General features: G+C 37.7%; 21 protein-coding genes. 10 read left to right on the forward strand and 11 right to left on the reverse strand.

Going from position 1 to position 20,793, the window contains the following annotated elements; translation table 11 throughout:
• Positions 1-5: 5 nt before the first annotated feature.
• From ACLJX0_RS09915 to ACLJX0_RS09925, 3 genes are all read right to left on the reverse strand, one after another.
• Positions 6-458 carry a DUF1573 domain-containing protein gene (locus tag ACLJX0_RS09915; RefSeq protein ID WP_410880059.1) on the reverse strand — a complete coding sequence of 151 codons (453 nt, stop codon included), beginning with the start codon at positions 456-458 and terminating at the stop codon, positions 6-8.
• A gap of 30 nt (positions 459-488) precedes the next feature.
• The gene (locus tag ACLJX0_RS09920) at positions 489-1,430 is read right to left on the reverse strand and encodes a transcription antitermination protein NusB (RefSeq protein ID WP_410880060.1); all 942 of its coding nucleotides are present in this window, start codon (positions 1,428-1,430) and stop codon (positions 489-491) included.
• 341 nt (positions 1,431-1,771) lie between these two features.
• The gene (locus tag ACLJX0_RS09925; protein WP_410880061.1) at positions 1,772-2,596 is read right to left on the reverse strand and encodes a siderophore-interacting protein; all 825 of its coding nucleotides are present in this window, start codon (positions 2,594-2,596) and stop codon (positions 1,772-1,774) included.
• 236 nt (positions 2,597-2,832) lie between these two features.
• On the opposite strand from ACLJX0_RS09925, the gene udk reads away from it, so the two are divergent.
• The 6 genes from udk to ACLJX0_RS09955 all read left to right on the forward strand — a co-directional run bounded on the left by udk (position 2,833) and on the right by ACLJX0_RS09955 (position 8,650).
• Entirely contained in the window at positions 2,833-3,441 is a 609-nt protein-coding gene (gene udk, locus ACLJX0_RS09930; RefSeq protein ID WP_410880062.1) for a uridine kinase, read from the forward strand.
• Between the two features lie 29 nt (positions 3,442-3,470).
• Positions 3,471-3,794, forward strand: coding sequence for an FtsB family cell division protein (locus ACLJX0_RS09935; RefSeq protein ID WP_410880063.1), 324 nt, complete (start codon positions 3,471-3,473; stop codon positions 3,792-3,794).
• A 17-nt stretch (positions 3,795-3,811) separates the two neighbouring features.
• The gene (locus ACLJX0_RS09940; protein WP_410880065.1) at positions 3,812-5,173 is read left to right on the forward strand and encodes a methylmalonyl-CoA mutase family protein; all 1,362 of its coding nucleotides are present in this window, start codon (positions 3,812-3,814) and stop codon (positions 5,171-5,173) included.
• Between the two features lie 11 nt (positions 5,174-5,184).
• On the forward strand, positions 5,185-6,621 hold the full coding sequence (locus ACLJX0_RS09945) for a methylmalonyl-CoA mutase family protein (protein WP_410880066.1): 1,437 nt from the start codon (positions 5,185-5,187) through the stop codon (positions 6,619-6,621).
• 108 nt (positions 6,622-6,729) lie between these two features.
• Complete coding sequence (locus tag ACLJX0_RS09950; RefSeq protein ID WP_410880068.1) at positions 6,730-7,971, forward strand: DEAD/DEAH box helicase; 1,242 nt, start codon at positions 6,730-6,732, stop codon at positions 7,969-7,971.
• 19 nt (positions 7,972-7,990) lie between these two features.
• Complete coding sequence (locus ACLJX0_RS09955; RefSeq protein ID WP_410880070.1) at positions 7,991-8,650, forward strand: vancomycin high temperature exclusion protein; 660 nt, start codon at positions 7,991-7,993, stop codon at positions 8,648-8,650.
• Between the two features lie 34 nt (positions 8,651-8,684).
• Here the strand turns inward: ACLJX0_RS09955 and feoB are convergent, their stop codons facing one another.
• The 3 genes from feoB to recR all read right to left on the reverse strand — a co-directional run bounded on the left by feoB (position 8,685) and on the right by recR (position 11,924).
• A complete protein-coding gene (gene feoB, locus ACLJX0_RS09960) occupies positions 8,685-10,862 on the reverse strand; it encodes a ferrous iron transport protein B (protein ID WP_410880098.1) in 2,178 nt (725 codons plus the stop codon).
• Positions 10,863-10,885: 23 nt separating this feature from the next.
• Positions 10,886-11,119, reverse strand: a complete 234-nt coding sequence (locus ACLJX0_RS09965; protein ID WP_410880072.1) for a ferrous iron transport protein A — start codon at positions 11,117-11,119, stop codon at positions 10,886-10,888.
• 184 nt (positions 11,120-11,303) lie between these two features.
• Positions 11,304-11,924 carry a recombination mediator RecR gene (gene recR / locus ACLJX0_RS09970; protein ID WP_410880074.1) on the reverse strand — a complete coding sequence of 207 codons (621 nt, stop codon included), beginning with the start codon at positions 11,922-11,924 and terminating at the stop codon, positions 11,304-11,306.
• Positions 11,925-12,097: 173 nt separating this feature from the next.
• Between recR and ACLJX0_RS09975 the strand changes: the two genes are divergently transcribed.
• Entirely contained in the window at positions 12,098-13,600 is a 1,503-nt protein-coding gene (locus ACLJX0_RS09975; RefSeq protein WP_410880076.1) for a sodium:solute symporter, read from the forward strand.
• On the opposite strand, the gene ACLJX0_RS09980 is transcribed toward ACLJX0_RS09975, so the two are convergent.
• The gene (locus ACLJX0_RS09980) at positions 13,577-13,936 is read right to left on the reverse strand and encodes a CoA-binding protein (RefSeq protein WP_410880078.1); all 360 of its coding nucleotides are present in this window, start codon (positions 13,934-13,936) and stop codon (positions 13,577-13,579) included. The genes ACLJX0_RS09975 and ACLJX0_RS09980 overlap by 24 nt on opposite strands.
• A gap of 166 nt (positions 13,937-14,102) precedes the next feature.
• On the opposite strand from ACLJX0_RS09980, the gene ACLJX0_RS09985 reads away from it, so the two are divergent.
• From ACLJX0_RS09985 to ACLJX0_RS09995, 3 genes are all read left to right on the forward strand, one after another.
• Positions 14,103-14,789, forward strand: a complete 687-nt coding sequence (locus ACLJX0_RS09985; RefSeq protein ID WP_410880080.1) for an OmpW/AlkL family protein — start codon at positions 14,103-14,105, stop codon at positions 14,787-14,789.
• A 110-nt stretch (positions 14,790-14,899) separates the two neighbouring features.
• On the forward strand, positions 14,900-16,228 hold the full coding sequence (locus ACLJX0_RS09990; protein WP_410880082.1) for an MATE family efflux transporter: 1,329 nt from the start codon (positions 14,900-14,902) through the stop codon (positions 16,226-16,228).
• Between the two features lie 118 nt (positions 16,229-16,346).
• A complete protein-coding gene (locus tag ACLJX0_RS09995; RefSeq protein WP_410880084.1) occupies positions 16,347-18,332 on the forward strand; it encodes a heavy metal translocating P-type ATPase in 1,986 nt (661 codons plus the stop codon).
• A gap of 199 nt (positions 18,333-18,531) precedes the next feature.
• Here ACLJX0_RS09995 and ACLJX0_RS10000 read toward each other — a convergent pair whose 3' ends face one another.
• Genes ACLJX0_RS10000 through ACLJX0_RS10015 form a run of 4 tightly spaced genes read right to left on the reverse strand, consistent with a single transcriptional unit; the run spans position 18,532 to position 20,334 of the window.
• Positions 18,532-19,128: a hypothetical protein gene (locus tag ACLJX0_RS10000; protein ID WP_410880086.1), complete on the reverse strand. Its 597-nt coding sequence runs from the start codon at positions 19,126-19,128 to the stop codon at positions 18,532-18,534.
• Positions 19,118-19,630 carry an RNA polymerase sigma factor gene (locus ACLJX0_RS10005; protein WP_410880088.1) on the reverse strand — a complete coding sequence of 171 codons (513 nt, stop codon included), beginning with the start codon at positions 19,628-19,630 and terminating at the stop codon, positions 19,118-19,120. The genes ACLJX0_RS10000 and ACLJX0_RS10005 overlap by 11 nt, the downstream gene beginning before the upstream one ends.
• Positions 19,631-19,636: 6 nt before the next feature.
• Positions 19,637-20,017, reverse strand: a complete 381-nt coding sequence (locus ACLJX0_RS10010; RefSeq protein ID WP_410880100.1) for a TraB/GumN family protein — start codon at positions 20,015-20,017, stop codon at positions 19,637-19,639.
• The gene (locus ACLJX0_RS10015) at positions 19,987-20,334 is read right to left on the reverse strand and encodes a TraB/GumN family protein (protein ID WP_410880090.1); all 348 of its coding nucleotides are present in this window, start codon (positions 20,332-20,334) and stop codon (positions 19,987-19,989) included. Before ACLJX0_RS10015 ends, ACLJX0_RS10010 begins: the two co-directional genes overlap by 31 nt.
• Positions 20,335-20,793 lie beyond the last annotated feature (459 nt).

The following is a 20,793-nucleotide window of genomic DNA, read 5'->3' on the forward strand; positions in this document are numbered from 1 at the left end:
AAAAATTAGTTTGCTGGAGAAACGTTTGCTTTAATTGTTAGCAACTCTTCTCCTTTTTCTGTATTCGTTGTTAACGTAACGGTTTTTTGTTGTTGACCAACTGCTCCCGTTTGGAATCTAACTTTTAGTTTCGATTTCTCTCCTGGTTTAATTGGCGTTTTTTGATATTCTGGAACTGTACAGCCACAAGTCGCTCGAGCATCGATGATTACTAAATCTGCATCACCTGTATTGGTAAATTCAAACTCTGTTTCTACTGATTCATTATTACCGATTGTACCAAAATCATGTGCAAGTTCAGTAAATTCCATTTTAGGACTACCTTGATTCTTTTTTTCTATTGCTTCTTGCTCAACTTTTGCCATATTTTCTTCATTAATACGACTTGATGCTTCATTTTTTTTACAAGCTGCCAAGGATAACAAAGCTACACATGACATCATCAACACTTTTTTCATTTCAGTTATAGTTATTAGGGTTAATTCCTCTTATAAAAGTCCTTTTCCAATTTTATTCAATCGTCCTTGTGTTTCTAGTTCTTTCGAAATAGTATCAAGGATACCGTTGATAAATATACTACTTTTTGGTGTAGAATACTCTTTAACCACTTCTAAATATTCATTTATTGTTACTTTTATTGGAATGGAAGAAAAGCGCAACATCTCACAAATGGCCATTTTCATCACCACAATATCAATAGCAGCAATACGTTCCGTATCCCAATTTGGGGTTTTACCCTGGTATTCTTTAGCCAATTCAACCCCATTTAAAAACGTACGACGGAACAAATCTACAGCAAAATCTTTATCTTCTGCATCCTTGAATACCTTGGGTACAAAAAACGCTTGTTCTGCATTCTTCAATTGTCTCAATTGCTTTTGAATCAAAGTATTAACCACAGGTAAATCATCCACCCAAGTCAATTTTGTATCCTCTACAAAATCGTATATTCTTTCATTTGGCGCAATAATCTCTGTATATAAATCCACAATAAAGGCCTGATCCTCTTGAAAGGAACGTGTCTTTGCCTGCATGTAATTTTTGTACAACTCACTCGCCTTAATTTCATCTAATACCAACTGCACATAGTGATCTTTGCGTTGCCAGTACGTCATATTTCGCTCTTCTACCTTATTGCTAATAGAGGTCGAATTACTCAATAACTCAAGTACTTGGTTTTCGATAAATTTCTTATTTGGATTGCGTTCTTCGTAAGTAGCTAAATGTTTTTTCTGAGAAATCTCGATGTATTCTTCTTCTTTTTTTCGAATTTCTATCAGGAGGGTTAGCATTAATAAATACAACTCTTGTGTACTATCCATGCTGTGGTTTAAAAATTTCTCACCGGTTTGAAGTTGGTCAGAATTACTTTGGTGCAGGGCATAAAGCGTCTGCATAACCTTGATACGAATGTGTCTTCGATTTAACATGCTACTAAAGAACTTAAAATGATTGAATTTTTATTTCAGCCTACAAAGGTAAGAAATAATCTGTCTTATCAAACTAAATAATTGAAATTCGTTTGTTGTTTATTCTTTGTTTTTTCGCTTTTTTGTTTTTTTTGTTCTTTTGACAAAACTAAATACTTCTTATCCATCCTCATCCAATCTCACCCAAACAACAAAGAGCAAACAACAAAGAACAAAGAGCAAAAAAAAGAGGCCATCCCAAAAGACAGCCTCTCTTCGATTTAATTAAAGGTATTGAATTAGTGAATCTACCTCTTGACAATACAAACATGTATGTTTATTCTTCTTATACTTTCAAAAACTTAATCTAAACTCGCTTTTTCAGCACGGCGATCTGCTTCTGAAACATTTTCAGCTTTTCCAAATTTCCAATACGAATAAGCATTAAGCTCCTCTTTCGTCCAATTTTTTTCTTTGCGTAAATAGTTACGCAACACTTTTACCGTAGAAAATTCTGCAGCAATATAGGCAAATTTAGATTCCATTTCGCCCTGTGCTTCAATATAAGCAAGTGCTTGATCTGCTAAGACTGTATTCTGCCCTGGTGTTGGATTAATAATCCACTCGATGGTTGCATCCGCTTTAAATGGCAATTCTTGAATATCCTCTTGTGTTTCTACTTCCAAGAAAACTTGCGTGGGTGCTCCTGCGGGTAAATCTTCTAGAATAGCACCTAATACTGGGATGGCGGTTGCATCTCCAATTAAGATATAACGTTGAACTTCAGGAAATAACTCCGATGGTTCTGTTCCCATAGCTACCCCTAATGGTGCGCCAATTGGCGCTTGCATCGCCCATTTGGAAGCGGGTCCTTCATCTCCATGGGCTACAAAATCTACATATAACTCATTCTTTTCTAAATCAATCCCTCTATGGGTATAGGTACGAACACTTGGACGAATCGATTCCTCCATCGGAACCCATTGTCCTTTTTCATAATCAAATTCAGGCAAATGTACTTGATCACAACCTTCTGGTGCTAAAAATATCTTGTTGTTTGCACCTATTGTCGTGCGGCTAAATTTTTGTGTATCCGCTCCTTCTAAGGTAATACGGATATAATGAGGGGTAATATACGTTCTATCTTTTAGTGTAAAAATTCCACGATCTACATTTTTCTTTGCCATATATCTTCTTTATTAGTATAAAAATCAATTGATTTATCCTGGGGATGAAGGACAAATATAACTTTTTTTAAATTAGATTAAGTACAAATAGAGCCTTTACCTGTTGATTATCCAATATAATCCTCTTTTTATCCCGTCAAAATCAACATTTCAAAAGTGAACATATACCTAAATCTCAAAAATGTTTTTCCACCCTGTGATTAATTTATACTTTTGCTAAAAATTTTAGAGCACACATGTTAATTATTGGAATTGCAGGCGGAACAGGAAGCGGTAAAACAACCGTGGTTCATCAAATCATGAACGAATTGCCAGAAACGGAAGTTGGTATCATTTCGCAAGATTCGTATTACAAAGCGACTGACAATCTTAGTTTAGAGGAAAGAACCTTAATCAATTTTGATCATCCCAGATCGATTGACTTTGATTTATTGGTTCAACATTTAAAAGATTTAAAAGAAGGAAAAAGTGTGAATCAACCCGTATATTCGTTTGTGAAACACAACAGAACGGACGATTATGTTTTAACTCATCCCAGAAAAGTGATGATTGTTGAAGGGATTTTAATTTTGTGTAATCCCGAATTACGTGCATTATGTGATATTAAAATTTTTGTCCATGCGGATTCAGATGAGCGTTTAATTCGCCGATTAAAACGCGATATTGCAGAGCGGGGACGCGATATGATTGAGGTTTTAAACCGATACCAAAACACGTTAAAGCCCATGCATGATCAATTTATTGAGCCATCAAAGGCTCATGCGGATATTATTATTCCTAACGATACCTATAATACGGTAGCAATTGATATTGTTCGTACTGTAATTAACGAGAAAATAGGTTAACTTTATACCACCTTAAAACAAGTAAGCCAATGGATTCAAAAAGCATGCTTCGCAAACTGAGTTATATCCGAATAGTGAAAAACCCGTTTTTTTTAATCACTGTTGGCTTTATTGTTTGGATTGTTTTCTTTGATAGCTATTCCCTAATCGAACATCATACGATTGATCAAGAGATAGACAAATTAGAAGAACGAAGAGACTATTTCCAAAGTGAAATAGACAAGGATAAGCAAGCCATTAAGAATTTAAAAGATGGTGATGCAACCGAAAAATATGCGCGAGAGAAATATTATATGAAGCGAGATAATGAAGATATTTTTATCATTGAATTTGATACCTTATCTTCCCAATAAACTGAGGTCTTATTACTATGAATCATCAACTTTTCGAACCCTTCTATTCCATTCCATCTAAACAATGGAAGAATAAAATTCAATATGAACTAGCGGGAGCCGATTATAATACCACCCTCGTTTGGGAGAGTTTGGAAGGCATTAAAGTGCGTCCGTTTTACCATAGGGATGATCGACAATCTTTTACTGTAGATACCAAAACATCCCAGTGGAGCATCCTTCAACCCATTTATGTTTACGATGTTGATAAATCCATACAGAATGCCTTGACTTCCTTACAAAAAGGAACGGAAGCGCTCTACTTTACGATACCTCACACCAAAATTAACTTGCAACAATTACTGCTTGCTTTACCTCAACAAGGGGTTTATTTTTTTAGGTTTGCCTTCTTAGAAGAGACTTATATCAAACAAGTCATCCTATGGGCAAAACAACAGGCCTATACGATTCATGTTCTCGTTGATCCGATTCATCAACTCGTAACAGATGGCAACTGGTTTCACAGCCTTCCGCAAGATTTCACTATCCTTGAATCTCTAATTCAAACACAACCAGGAATACACCTTGTTATTGATCTCAAGGCCTATCAGAACGCAGGAGCCAATACCATCCAACAAATTGCTTATGCCTGTAGTCATTTGAATGAGTATTTCACGCGACTAGTGGCTATTGAACAGCCTATCTTTATTGAAGTTGCTATAGGTGCCAATTTCTTTTTTGAAATAGCAAAACTCAAGGCATTGCGTTTACTTGTTCAGCTAATTGGACAAGAATACCCCCAACACCAGGTAAACATCAAAATTATTGCGGTACCAACCAAGCGAAACAAGACCGTTTATGCGTCAACCATCAACCAAATGCGCACCATAACGGAGTGTCTAAGTGCTGTTTTAGGTGGTGCAGATTATGTGGGTAACTTTCCTTACGATGCACTCTATCGCAAAGATAATTTTTCCAGTCAACAAATGGCGCGAGATCAATTGTTACTCCTCAAAAAAGAAGGACATTTAGATTGGGTTGACAACCCTACAGATGGAACATATTACCTAGATGATCTCACCAAGCAACTAGTAGAAAAAGCTTTGGACATTTTCAAGCAAATTGAAAAAGCGGATGGTTTTATTACTTCTATTCACGAGGGCACCATTCAACGTAAAATCAATGAATCTGCAGCAAAGGAACAAGCTTTATTTCAAGCCAATCAAGAGGTTTTAGTAGGTATCAATACGTTAACTACTCCACAGGAACAGGTACAACCGCAACTGGAATTGTATCCATTTGTGAAACAAAATCCACGCAAAACTCTAGTTGTTCCCCTAATCGAAAGGCGTTTAGCAGAACTAGAAGAACAAAAAAGACTAACAGCAGAAACGAAATAAGAGTACGTCGTATGAAAAGAAAGGATTTACAACATTTGAAATGGGATGCTTCTTCCTTCCCTACTCCATCGACTGCTATTGTTGGTACTACCCCTACAGGAACACCCAACCAGCAACACTATACCGAAGAAGATATTGAATGCCTAGAAGAAATTGATTTTGCTGCAGGATTTGCTCCCTTTGTTAGAGGAATTTCTCCGTTGATGTATGTGCAACAACCGTGGAAAATTCAACACGCTTTGCAAAACAATACTTTAGAGGAAGCAAATAGCTTTTATCACACTCAGATAGAACGAGGTCAAAAAGATTTGTTTTTTGATTTTCATTCTTCTAAAAGTCAACAGGAATCCTCTCACATAAAAAGATTTGCTATTCAAAGTGTTGAAGAAATGAAACTGCTTTTACATCAACTTCCTTTAGGAGACGTAATCGCTACGATTCGCACAGACGAAGCTTTTCTTCCCTTATTAGCGCTCTATCTCGTAGCGGCAGAAGAAGAAGGTATCCCGATGAAACTCCTTCGCGGAAACTTGCAATACGATTCTTTTGGTTTCGTCCCTGCACACGCGGCAATTTTACAGCGCGCGATTCACGATAGTTTAGTCTACGTCTCCCAATATGCACCACACTTTCAAGTCTTATCGCTTTCCAATCAGCAATTAAAAAAGGCAAATTGTACAGCTGATCAAGAAATTGCGTATACCGTCATGCAAGGACTAACTTATGTATCTGCCGGACGCAAGGCGCAAATTCCTGTGGATTACACGGCGACTCACCTTGCTGTTATCTGGCAAATGGGACTAAATCCTCTGATGGAGATTGCCAAAATGAGAGCCATCCGCTTAGTTTGGGCAAGGACTCTTCATGCATTTGAACCCAAAAATGAGCAAGCCTTAGCCTTGCACCTTCATGCACAACTTCCTACCAAAGAAGAAAACGAAAAAGAAGATCTAACAACTGCCACAATAGCCTCAACTGCAGCTATTTTTGGTGGAGCGCAAACATTAGTTGTAGGCCAGAATGCGGTAATTCAAACTGCGTATACCGTGGAACAACTTCATACCTTTTTACAAAAAGAAATAAAGGGAGCTAACACAGTTGATCCTTGGGGTGGTAGTTATTATCTCGAAAACCTTACCTTTCGCATCGCTGAAAAAGCATGGGAGATTGTACAACAAAAGGAGGATACAATGCATTTATCGTCAGACTTTCTTTTGTCTATTCAACAAAACTTGAATGAACAAGAACTACAGGAGAAAGCAAAAGCAACAACAGTTTCTAAGGATATCCCCCTTCCTCTCCAACGTGATACACAAAAAGTAAATACTGCGTTAGCCCAACTGAAAAATGCGGTCCTCTATTCCAACGGCAATTTACTCGCCCTAGCAATAGATGCTGCAAGAGCGAGAGCGACGAAAACAGAAATACAACAAGCATTATTATCCTAACAAACTGACAAGCAATACATTAACAAGAACAATACCACCTTTTTTAGGTGGTCTTTCGTTAATTATCTTCAAATCGCGTACCTTTGTCTGATACTATAAACAGAGGTTATGACATTTGAAGATTTACAGCTTAACAAAAATATTCTACGCGCCCTTGGAGAACTTGATTATCAGTCTCCTACTCCCATTCAAGAAAAGGTAATTCCCTTGGTCCTCCAAGAAAAAGATGTCATTGGATGTGCCCAAACAGGAACGGGAAAAACGGCGGCTTTTGCCATGCCTATCTTACATTATCTTCACCGATTGGGTAATACCAAGCGCACCAAAAATGCACGTATTTTAGTCATTACCCCAACGAGAGAATTAGCCCAACAAATTGCAGATAATTTTACGCTATACGCCAAGTATACCAATGCAACTTTACTCACTATTTACGGAGGAGTATCAAGTAAGCCACAAATTGAACAGCTGAACAAAGGTGCTGATATTATTATTGGAACACCAGGTCGTTTACTTGATTTACACAAGCAAAAACACTTAGATTTAGATCACATCCATTGTTTAGTCCTAGATGAAGCGGATTTAATGTTAGACATGGGATTCATTGACGATGTTAAAAAACTCATCCAACTGACTCCAGAAACAAGACAAACCTTGTTATTCTCAGCTACCATGCCTTTGCCTATCCGAGAATTGGCACATAACTTTCTAAAAAAACCAGAATATGTTGCCGTTGATGCCATATCTTCTAGTGCAAAAACAGTGAAACAACAGGTTTATTTTGTTGAAAAAGGCGAGAAGAAAAAACTGTTATACCACCTGATTCGCAACCAAAAACTAAGTGATGTGTTGGTTTTTACCCGTACCAAACATGGGGCAGATGCGGTAGTAGAAGCGTTGCAAAAAAACGGCGTAAACGCTGCAGCTTTTCACGGAGATAAATCTCAAAACTTGCGACAAGAAGCCTTGGATAGTTTTAAAAATAAAGAAACCAAAGTGCTAGTGGCTACTGATATAGCCGCAAGGGGAATTGATATTAGTTCTTTGCCTGTAGTTATCAATTACGATTTACCTAATATTCCTGAAACCTTTGTTCATCGTATTGGACGTACAGGGCGTGCAGGAAACGAAGGAGTGGCTATTTCGTTTTGCGATAAATCAGAAAAGACCTATTGGGAAGCCATTGTAAAATTTACACGCACTCAACCTAAAATTGTAACTGATCATCCTTATCCTTGGAAAGAAGAACCGAAAAAAGGAGAAGCAACGCCTAAAAAGGATTACCGCAATAAGAATGCTAATTCGCGTAAATCAGAAAATTCAAAGAAAAATAAAAAACGCTGGTATTAATCCTTTGTAATCGTGTGATATGAAAAAAATAATACTAGGAGTTATCGTACTAGGTTTGTTGTTACTCAGCTTTATTTGGTGGGCCAATGCACAAGTATCGTCCAGTACAAAAGACCAACTTTTCGACGACCTTGAGCAAATTCCTTACCATAGAGTAGGAATGGTCTTAGGAACAGCCAAACATCTTGGTGGCGGGCAACTCAACTATTATTTCACCTATCGGATGGAAGCAGCAGCCCAGCTGTATCACGCGGGTAAAATTGATTTCATTGTAGTTAGTGGAGATAACAGTCAGGCCAATTACAACGAACCCAAAGACATGGAAGAAGCCCTAATTGAACGTGGTGTTCCCAAAGATCGGATTTACTTGGATTATGCTGGTTTTCGAACCTTAGATTCCGTTTATCGCATGCAAGCGATTTTCAATGAAGAGGCTTTTACTATTATTTCCCAGCCCTTTCACAACGAAAGAGCGGTTTATATTGCCAATCATCTGAATTTAAAAACGGTGGGATTCAACGCCCAAGATGTTACGCGCAAATACGGATTCAAAACGCTAGTACGTGAAAAATTCGCCCGTGTAAAAGTACTACTCGATCAATTGATTGATAAAAAACCTAAATATTTAGGCCCTCAAATTCCAATTGGAACAGGCTTAAAACAAGAAAAAGTCGAGTAAATTACTCGACTTTTCTGTTTTTATTTCTCTTTCATTAACTGAATAAATGCCAAAGCTGTGTTACAGTAAAACATACCACTAAACCAAAGATAATGGGTAAAATTGAAGCTACTGTCGTCCATTTGACACTATGCGTTTCTTTATAAATGGTATAAATCGTCGTACTACAAGGATTGTGCAACAAACTAAATAGCATAAGGTTTACCCCAGTTAAAGTGGTCCATCCTGCCATTTGGAGAATCGTTGCAATTTCACCATCCGATACTTCAAACATCACCCCTGCTCCTTCTCCTAGGGAAGCATCACCTAATACCATTGCTGTCAACATTAAGATTGTAGGAATAACAATTTCGTTGGCTGGGATAGCGACAATATAGGCCAATAAAATCACTCCATTCAACCCAATAATCATCGCAAAAGGATTCATACCTTCGATCATCCAAAGCGCTACACTTTTATCTGCAATGTTGATATTACACACCAACCAGATAATAGCACCCGCTGGAGCAGCAAATACCACTGCACGCCAAAGTACAATTAACGTTCGATCAATCAAAGAGGTGTAAACCGTTTGCCAGACTCTTGGCGGTCGATACGGTGGTAATTCTAATGTAAAAAACGAAGACTCCCCTTTCAGCATGGTTTTAGATAACAGCCAAGACGTGAAAAAAGTAAAAGCAATTCCCAACACCACAATGCCTACTACAGCAAGCGTAGAGACTGTAGGAGCCATATATTTAGGCACTAAAGCACCGATAAAAATGGTTGCCATTAGGATTTGGGTTGGCCAACGTCCGTTACAAAGTGAAAAATTATTGGTGATAATAGCAATCAATTTTTCACGAGGACTATTAATTATCCTCGTAGCCACAACACCTGCCGCGTTACAACCAAACCCCATACTCATGGTTAAAGCTTGTTTACCATGTGCACCAGCCCCTTTAAAAATTCGATCGAGATTAAATGCAACACGAGGAAGATATCCAAAATCTTCTAGTAAGGTAAACAGTGGAAAAAAGATGGCCATAGGAGGCAACATTACTGCAATTACCCAAGCGGTAGCCAAATAAACTCCATCTACCAAGAATCCACTTAACCACCAAGGAAAGTGCAACTGTACCGCGCTTTCTTTCAAGAAGGGATACAACTGCTCCAATAAGAGATACGATAAGGCTTCTGAAGGATAATTCGATCCGATAATCGTCAGCCAAAGTACCCCGCCCAACAACAAGAGCATGAGAGGGAAGCCAAAAGTTTTACTCGTTACAATGCGATCGAGTAAGCGATCCATGCGGAAAGCGCGTTGATTTTCATCTACTTGAACACGTCCTTGTACAATTTTAGACACTTGAGCAAAAATTGCACTTGCTACATTATCCGAATAATCAAGTCCTAAATGCTCACTGTATTGTTGTGCTTTCGCAAGAATCGGTGTTATTTGTTGCTCTCCAATAGCAGGAGACAAGGTTCCACTGGCCAAAGCTGTTTGAATACTAGGATCCTGTTGAATCAGGCGCATGGCAATCCACGACACACTAGGTAGATTAGGATCTAATGCAATTAAATCTGCAGCGATATCTTGCACGGCTTTTCTTGAAGCTCCTGAAATTCCAGTAATATTCTTTTGTTCGGCTACAAATTTGCCTGTTGCTACTTGATCAATGGCATGTAAAAGATCCGTAATCCCCTCTTTACTTCGCGCTGAGGTTGGAATTACAGGCACGCCCAAATCACGAGATAACCCGCGAACATCAATGTCCACGCCATGGCGTTTTGCCTCATCCATTAGGTTTAAACAAACCACGACTTTTGAAGTAATCTCTTGAATTTGAACTACCAAACTCAAATGGCGTTCCAATCGTCCTGCATCCACCACCACCACCGTGACATCGGGTTCTCCAAATAAAATATAATCTCGTGCTACCTCTTCATCTTCAGAGGTAGACATGAGGGAATAAGTCCCTGGCAAATCCACCAAACGATAGGTTTGCTCTCCATAAGAGAAACTTCCTTCTGCTCGGGTTACCGTTTTTCCAGGCCAGTTTCCTGTATGTTGTTTAAGTCCTGTCAGTGCATTAAATATCGTGCTCTTTCCTGTATTTGGATTTCCAGCTAGGGCAATCGCATAATCGTATTTACCCGATAGATCGCCTAATTTTTTTAAATCCGCAGCTTTATTTAAATCACATAAATCACAGGCTGAATGTGTCATCATAGTACGTCCTTTCTTCTAAATTAAACCTCGGCTTCGAGTAGCACCATTTTGGCATCCTCTTTGCGCAAAGAAATAATTGTATTATAAATGGAATAAGCTACCGGATCTTTTAAAGGACTTATGCTATGCACAGCGATAACAGCTCCTGCAACAAATCCTAAATCTAGAAATCGCTGATGTACTTCTTTAGGACATCCTTTTGCGATGCCTTTAATCGTCCCCTTGCTTCCTAATTGTAAATCCGATAAATTCATTTCTATTTTTGTTTAGAGGTACGAAATTACAAAATTAGACAAGTCTAACAATAAATTTAGCGTAATTTATGATTAGTAAAAATAAGGGGAATAAAAACAAAGTGCCGTACATTGCTCTAATTCATAACTGAAATCAAAACATTGTACGGCATTTTCTTGGAATAATGGAACTAAAACCTAGCTTTTAGATGGCTTTAAACGCATTTTCAAAGGGAACACGATGAACCAAGCTGCGTCCTAAAGTTACTTCATCCGCATATTCTAACTCATCTCCAACGGCAATTCCTCTTGCAATCGTAGAAGTAATCACGTCAAAATCTTTAATTTGCTTATAAATATAGAAGTTGGTGGTATCCCCATCCATCGTTGAACTCAACGCAAAAATAAGTTCTTTTACTTCTCCCTCTTTCACTTTTTCTATCAGGGATTGAATATTCAACTGACTCGGTCCGATTCCATCAATAGGAGAAATTTTCCCTCCCAACACATGGTAAATTCCTTTAAATAATTGGGTATTTTCTAAGGCCATTACATCGCGTACATCTTCTACTACACAAATGACTTGATGATCGCGAGCCGGATTGGCACAAATCTCACAAATCGCTGCATCAGATATATTGTGACAGCTCTTACAATAGCTAATCTCGCGGCGCATTTTATCCAATGCCCCCACCAAACGCGAGGTTTGCTCTTCAGGTTGTTTTAATAAGTGTAAGGCTAATCGCAAAGCCGTACGCTTGCCAATTCCAGGCAGTTGAGAAATTTCTTCTACTGCTTTTTCTAATAGTTTTGAAGGGAAATCCATAGCGCAAAGATATAAAATATACAACTATTTTCTACGCTTAACAGAGGCACAATCTGTGGATTTCATTATTCATCTGTAATCAAGCCATTTCGTGATTTCATGTTACACAAGACCAGTGAATACAAAAATTTACTTACTTTTGACTTTTTCGAACGATAAATAAAACGGTTACCATGACGCCCATCACTATTATCCTCATTATCGCGCTTTACTTTGGAATGCTTATTGGAATTTCCCAGTTAACCAGTAAAAAAGACAGCAGTAATGATGCTTTTTTTAGTGCAAACAAAAATGCTAAATGGTATTTGGTTGCGTTTGGAATGATTGGAACAGCTCTATCGGGTGTCACCTTTATCTCCGTTCCAGGCGAAGTGGGCTCTCCCAATGGGGAACAGTTTAAATACTTTCAGTTTATTTTAGGGAATGCCGTAGGATTTATCATCACGGCATCCGTACTCCTACCGTTATACTACAAGTATAATTTGGTATCCATCTACACCTACATCGAAAAAAAATTGGGTTTTTACAGCTATAAAAGTGCAGCTTCCATCTTCTTACTCAGTCGAACCATAGGCTCTGCCTTTCGCTTGTATCTCGTAGTCATTGTCCTACAACGCTATGTATTTGACTATTATGACATTCCTTTTTTTGCAACGGTATTACTCGCGCTGCTCTTGATTTACGCCTATACCTATAAAGGAGGATTAAAAACCATTATTATTACCGATTCACTCCAAACATTGTTCTTAGTTTCCTCTGTTATCTTAACCATTATTTTCATCTGTCATCAACTGGATCTATCGGCTATTCAGGCTTTTGAAGAAGTGAAAAATAGCAATTACTCCAAGATTTTCTTCTTTGAGGATTTTATGGGAAGTCGTTATCACTTTATCAAACAGTTTTTAGGTGGTGTATTTGTAACCGTTGCTATGGTAGGATTGGACCAAGATTTAATGCAAAAGAACTTGAGCTGTAAAAACATCAAAGAAGCACAAAAGAATATGTATTCTTTTACTGGAATCTTTGTTCTTGTTAACTTGCTTTTCTTGGGAATCGGAGCCCTCTTGTATATTTACGCCAACAACCAGGGGATTGAAGTACCCTTAGATGCTGTAACCCAAAAACCACGTACTGATTTACTATTCCCCGAAATTGCCTTTAATCATCTAGCTGTTATTCCTGCTTTGGTCTTTTTATTGGGATTAACTGCCGCTACTTTTGCAACAACAGACTCCGCTTTAACGGCTCTAACCACCTCTTTTTGTATCGATTTCTTGCACATGGATAAACAAAAAGACAATCCTTCTAATGTTTGGCGAAGAAAAGTCGTTCACTTTGGCTTTTCAATCCTGATGTTTTTGGTCATTATTTTGTTCAATGCCATCAATGATGCTTCCGTAGTCAGCATGATTTTTAAAATTGCATCCTATACCTATGGCCCCCTATTAGGGTTATTTAGTTTCGCTATTCTCTTTAAAAATAGACAAGTCAAAGATAAATTAGTACCGTATATCTGTCTACTTTCGCCTTTTGCTACGCTGTGGTTTAGCAATAATGCAACGACTTTACTCCACGGCTACGTTTTTGACAACGAATTAATTCTTGTCAACGCATTAATTACCTTACTACTACTGTTGTGTATTAGCACTACATCAAAATTGATTCGTACGGAGTAATACTAGCGTACAAGCTTCTTCGTATCCGATATTATGGCGAATTAACCGCTTATACAACTCGGGATTTTCTGTTCCTGGATTAAAAATCACGCGTTTTGGTTTTAACTGAATAATATACTCGTAAAACGCTTCTTGACGTTGTGGATTAAGATAGAGAGAAACCGTATCGATATCAGGATATTGTTTCAATTCCGTTTGAATTTCTACATCTACTACTTTTCCGGCACGTAAACCGTGAGCCTCTACTGGATGTCCATATTCGCGCAACATGCGAATTGCTTGATTGGAATAGCGTTCTTCATTCAAAGAAGCACCTAATACTATTGTTTTTTTCATCTTTTTTTGTCTTATCTTTAAAAATAATAATTTATCTTAAATAAAACAAATTATCCAGTAGATTCAAATATTATCTAAACAAAAATATAACACAATGATAAAAATCATGTTTTTATATTAAAAAAATAGATACTTTTGTTAAAGTATAATTGTAATACAGATAACTATGAAAAAGCTATTTCTATCATTATTAGGAGCTGTTTTATTAATGGGTAATACAGCAACTGCTCAAGAAACACCACAAGAGAAAGACTCTTACAAATGGCAAGTACGCCTAAGAGGTGTGGGCGTGATTCCTCACAACAGAGCTGATATCGGCACAATTGGAGGACAAATAGATGTGAATAACAACTTTATTCCAGAGCTTGACTTTACGTATTTCTTTACAGAAAACTTGGCTGCCGAGTTAATTTTAGGTACTTCAAGACATACGGTTGGAACCTTAGGTTCAGATTTGACTGCCATTAAGGGAGATGCTGTTGCTAATGTAGACTTAGGTAGTGTTTGGTTATTACCGCCGACGTTAATGGTACAATACCACTATCCAGTAACAAGTAACTTCAAACCGTATGTAGGGGTTGGGGTAAACTACACGATTTTCTACAATGAAAAATCGGGAATAGCAAAGGATATTTCATATGATAATAAATTTGGTTGGGGATACCAATTCGGATTTGATATCGACATCACGGATAAATTCTTTATCAACGTTGACTTCAAAAAATTATTCTTGAAAACAGACGTAACAGTTGATGCAACAAATCTAAATCCTACAGGACAACAGTTAGATATTCCTGCTAAAGTAAAAATTGACCCTATGTTGATTGGTTTTGGTGTAGGGATGCGTTTTTAATCATTCAATTAATTTTTTTTTATAAGATGTTCCTAACCTGATGGGGTTAGGAACATTTTTTTAACTCTTGGTTTTTGACGACCTTTGCCTTTGCTTAAGGACAAAAACACATGCAACCATCCATTACCTTTAAAGGAATAAACAAACTGGCAATACCTGCCATTTTTTCTGGTATCTCAGAATCCATAATCACCTTAACAGATATTGCTATCGTAGGAAACATCAGAGAAAACAGTGTAGAAGCTTTGGGGGCTGTTGGTTTAGTAGGTTCATTCTTATCTGCTATTATATGGGTCGTTGCCCAAACTAAAACATCGCTTTCTGCTACAGTTTCTCAACACTACGGTTCCAATCGATTAACAGTAATCAAGACTTTAATTCCACAAGCGATTCTGTTTAATTTTGCTCTTAGTCTGTTCTTGTTCCTCACAACCACTTTTTTCGTACACGAAATTTTCACCGCCTATAATGCTGAAGGACTACTGCTTACCTATGCAAAAGAGTACTATTTAATTCGCGCTTGGGGCTTTCCTTTAACCCTGATTACGTTTGCACTCTATGGCGTTTTTAGAGGGCTGCAGAATACGATATGGGCTATGAAATGCAGCTTAACGGGTGCTGCACTCAATGTAGTATTGACTTACCTCTCGGTGTATGGAATAGAGGGAATCCTCCCTGCCTATCACATCAAAGGCGCAGCTTATGCGAGTGTCATCGCACAAACCGTGATGCTCCTTATGGCTTTTTACTACTTCTTCAAGTACACGCCTTTTAGCATGCGCTTGAGTAAAAATATCAACCCAACCTTGAAGCCTTTCATCATCATGAGCTTCAACTTCATCATTCGAACCGCTACACTAAATATAGCGATTTACTTGGCTAATGCCTATGCTACAGGTTATGGAAAAAGCTTTATCGCCGCCCAAAGTATACTGATGAATATTTGGCTGTTTTTCTCCTTTTTTATCGATGGGTATGCCACAGCAGGAAACGCAATGGCGGGAAAATTACTGGGAGAAAAAAACTACACCGCCCTATGGAACATGAGTAAAGTCATTAGTAAATACGCCATTATCATCTCAATTATACTGCTTTCCATCTGTTTTGCCTTCTATAAACCAATCGGCTTACTGTTCAATCAAGATCCGGATGTAATTCGCGTATTTACCTCTGTTTTTTGGATAATTTTATTGGTTCAACCCATTAACTCACTCGCTTATGTCTATGACGGAATTTTTAAGGGAATGGGTGATGCTAAATTCTTGAGAAATAACTTAATATTCGCTACGTTTTGCGGTTTTCTTCCTACCTTACTTATTCTAGATTATTTTGGTTTTCAACTGTATAGCGTCTGGATTGCCTTTGCCGTTTGGATGTGCTGTAGAAGTTTTCCGTTAATGTATATTTTTAAAAAGAATTATTTGAGGGTGAAAGGGTAAACCGTGAAACGTAAACGTAAACCGTAAACCAAAATGTAGCAGCGTTGCAAACATGCTTCACGCCTATTTATATTGTTTAGAAGTACTTAACTTTGTAGAACAATTCAAAATAAGCGTTATGATACATCAAGATAAAGATAGTTGTTGCAACTCAAAATTGGAGTTAAACAAAAAACCCACATCCAATCACAATCATCAAGGACATAATCACAGTCATGACGACCACGATCACAACCACGGAGAAATGAGTAATAAATGGACCATTGGCTTTAGTATAGTGATGTTCTTTTTAGGTGTTTTCTTTGCCAATGTCCTCCGTGCAGATTGGTTTATCAACACCCCGACCCTACGTGTGCTTTGGTACATAGCCGCTTATGTTCCTGTTGGGTTCCCCGTGATTAAAGAAGCCTTTGGGCTCTTGCTTAAAAAAGATTTTTTCAATGAATTTTCCTTGATGAGTATAGCCACCTTAGGTGCTTTTGCTATTGGTGAATACCCAGAAGCAGTTGCAGTAATGTTATTCTACACCATTGGAGAACTGTTCCAAGAATCGGCAGTAAATAAAGCGAAAGGCAATATTAAAGCGCTGTTGGATATTCGTCCAAACGAAGCAAATGTATTTCGAAACAATGCCTTTACTGTGGTCAATCCAGAGGAAGTAGCAATTGGCGAACGCATTCAGGTTAAAGTAGGAGAAAAAATCCCTTTGGATGGTGAATTACTTTCTGATAAAGGAAGCTTCAACACTTCTGCCTTAACGGGAGAAAGCAAGCCCTCTACCTATAAAAAAGGAGAGACGGTTCTTACAGGAATGATCAATTTAGAACAAGTGATTGAAATCCGTACAACTAAATTGTATCAAGATAGCTCTTTGGCTAAAATCTTAGAAATGGTACAAGAAGCGAGTACGCGAAAAGCACCTACAGAATTATATATTCGAAAATTTGCCAAAATATACACCCCCATTGTGTTCTTTTTAGCAGTAGCCTTAACCTTTATTCCTTACTTCTTCTTAGGGGAAGCTTATTCCTTCACGCAATGGTTGGAAAGAGCCTTGGTATTCCTGGTAATCTCCTGTCCTTGTGCGTTGGTTATTTCTGTTCCCTTAGGATACTTTGGAGGAATTGGAGCTGCTTCTCGAAATGGAATTTTGTTCAAAGGATCTAATTTCTTAGAGCTCATGGCAAAATTAGACGTAGTCGTAATGGATAAAACTGGAACGTTGACTGAAGGAGTATTTAAAGTACAACAAGTAGAAACCACATTACCACAAGATCAATTTGTACAACTCGTTTCAGCCATTGAAAAGCAATCGACCCACCCTATTGCAAAAGCCATTGTAGAAGCCTATCCAACCACATTGGTTGCAGAAAATGTAAGAGAAATTTCAGGTAAAGGATTAGCTGGTGTGATTGACAATCAAGAAATACTCGTTGGAAACACAGCTTTACTCAAACAACACAACATTGCTTATCCAGCTGCAGTAGATGATATTGTCGAAAGTATTGTAGTTGTTTCTATCAGTAATCGATATGCGGGTTATATTACCATTGCTGATCAAATCAAAGAAGACGCCAAAGATGCGATTCGATTAATGAAGACTATGGGGGTTCAGAAAACGATTATGTTGAGTGGAGATAAGGACACCATCACGCAAAAAGTAGCCAAAGAAACAGGTATCGATTTTGCTTTGGGTGGCTTATTACCAGAAGGAAAAGTGGAACAAGTGGAGCAATTGAAGAAAGATAATCCAGCAAGTTCCATTGCCTTTGTCGGAGATGGAATTAATGATGCGCCTGTATTAGCCCTAAGTGATGTCGGAATTGCCATGGGAGGCCTAGGTAGTGATGCTGCGATTGAAACAGCAGATGTAGTCATCCAAACAGACCAACCCTCTAAAATTGCCACAGCAATTCACATAGGAAAAGAAACCCGTAAAATCGTGATTCAAAATATTACCTTGGCCTTAGTAGTTAAAGTAATTGTACTGATTCTAGGTGCTGGAGGGGTAGCTACCATGTGGGAAGCTGTTTTTGCTGATGTGGGAGTAGCCTTACTTGCTATCTTGAATGCCGTGCGAATTCAAAAAATGAAATTCATTTAATCCATAAAAAAGTCCTAGTTCGCTAGGACTTTCTATTTTTCTTTATAGCTCCTTAAGTTGATCGAAACGCAACATAAGCACCAAGAAGGATTCCAACGAGAAAGAAACGAAACGCTAAACGAACAACACTTCGCTCATCTCTTATAATTTCCTTTACTTTCATTTGATATACTGTCACTAATTACATTAAAATTTCCTCTTATTCTAGCGATTTAAATTGATCTAAGTTCTGTTTCATTTGCTTGAGATAACGACCATATAGTCGCTTAATCCAATATTTACAAGTAAAAAAGACAACAGCACATAAAACAATCAAATACAGTACAAAGATCCATTGGGTAAAAAGGACACTAATTTTATCTAAAGGAAAGCCAACAAAAAATGGAATAAAAAAGACTACAAAAGGAGCGATAGAGAAACAGAAATTCTCATACAACTGTACATACATACGCGTGTGAAAATACACCTCATACAAACTGTCTCTTGAATTCATCTCTAAGGTATTCGATAAGCGATAAAACAACGTCATCTTGATAATATAGTAAAAAGATACCACAGCAAATAAAACGTAAACCCCATAAAAGAAAAACCAATTTTCTTCTGGCATGGTATATAGTTGAGGAAAAAAGGCGATTCCAATCACAGCCACCGTTTGTAATATAATATCAGTCAAGGCATTTTTTCGAATACGATCTAAGGGCAACCGGCTAATGGAAGCCGATAGCGTTTCTTCGGTTATATTCGGTGATTGAACCGACTGATTATCCCATGATTTTTTTATCTCATCAAAATTCATATCCGTTTCCTTTAATTATTTCTTGTAGTTTATTTTTTGTTCGATTTAGTTTTACACGTGCATTTCCTTCTGAAATACCTAGATTACTACCTATTTCCAGATGGGAAAATCCTTCTAAATACAGAAAGATAAGTGCTTTCTCTACATCGTTTAATTCATGTATCGCTTTGTAGAGATAATGTAGTTGTTGTTCAATTTCCTCATTGCTTTCTTCACTTTTTAATTGATGTTCCTCCTCTCCTAAACGAAACGTTGTTTTAGTAATTTGACTATCCTTTTTAAAAAACGTTATAGCCGTATTCAAACAAACGCGATACATCCAAGTTGAGAACTGACTATTTCCTTGAAACGTATGATAAGATTTCCAAAGCTGACAAATCATCTCCTGGTGAAGATCTTCCTGATCGGCGGCAGTATCCATATAGAGTTTAGCTATCTTATACAAGATACCTTTATGTTCATTAATCCGTTCTAAAAATTCTTTTTCTATGTTGATGCGCACTAACTTCTAATTTAAAATTGCCGTAACCGTAAATCCTTTCGCACGAAGCAAGGCGATTACACCTAGTTTTCCTGCCAGATGTCCAGCACCTACAGCAAACAAGGTACGCTCTTTTGGCATAATCTCTACCATTTTTTCTACCCAAGCTTGGTTTCGGTTATCTATCAACATAGTTTTACCCTCAGCTGTTAACTGCTTCGAATCTACTGCCAATTGATAAAGCGCATTACTATCTTCCTGTTTAAAAGCAGCTGCCAATACCTCATAGTTGTCCACTTCATCTTCGTACAGTTGGGCTAGAATTTCTTTAGCAGTATAAACCTGATTGATTAGTCTTATTTGATCACTAAAATGCTCTAAACCAATAAATTCTTTTTTTTGCTCAATCCTATCTGTAAAATTTCCATATCATACCCTTTGACAGGACAAGCAACATCTTTCGCAGCCAACATACCTATCAAAATAATAGGGTGCAGCTGATCGACAGACTCTAAATCGATTTGATATTTTTTCTTTAATAAACGCTGAAAATCTGCTTGTTCTTCTTTTGTCAATTGAGAGGACAACGACGTTTTAGATGTCATAAACTGCTGAACAATAACTAGTTCTTCAATATCTGTCAAATCTACCTCTAGGGCAATCTGATTGACAGCATCTATAGCAGTATAAACTTTATCTGCTAGGTGTAAATCCTGCTCACACACTAAATGAAAAGTCCCCCAAGAGATAAGAAGGTGCTACTAAATCATTCCCCGTAATTTCCCAAAGAATGGAATTTTCTTTGATTTGTTGTGCATAACTCACAGTCAAGGATAAAAAAAATAGTACAAAAGCAAAAAAGAAACGAATCATATCGTAAGGTTTGGTTACTAATGAAGTTAGTACACAAAAAAGGAAAACGTTACATTTTTTTTGGTATTTGTTGTTTGTGAGGATTAGGTGAGGATTGGGTTAGATTGGGTTAGATTGGGTGAGGATTGGGTGAGGAAAACACTCATCTCCCATTTCCCTTCTCTAGCGTAAACCGTTCACTGTCAACTGTAAACAAAAAAAGCCTGACTACTTGCGTAATCAGGCTTTTAAAAGAAGGGCGACGACATACTCTCCCACCATGTGGCAGTACCATCTGCGCTAGCGGGCTTAACTTCTCTGTTCGAAATGGG

The organism is Myroides sp. DW712 (assembly GCF_046557355.1).
Taxonomy (GTDB): Bacteria; Bacteroidota; Bacteroidia; order Flavobacteriales; family Flavobacteriaceae; genus Flavobacterium.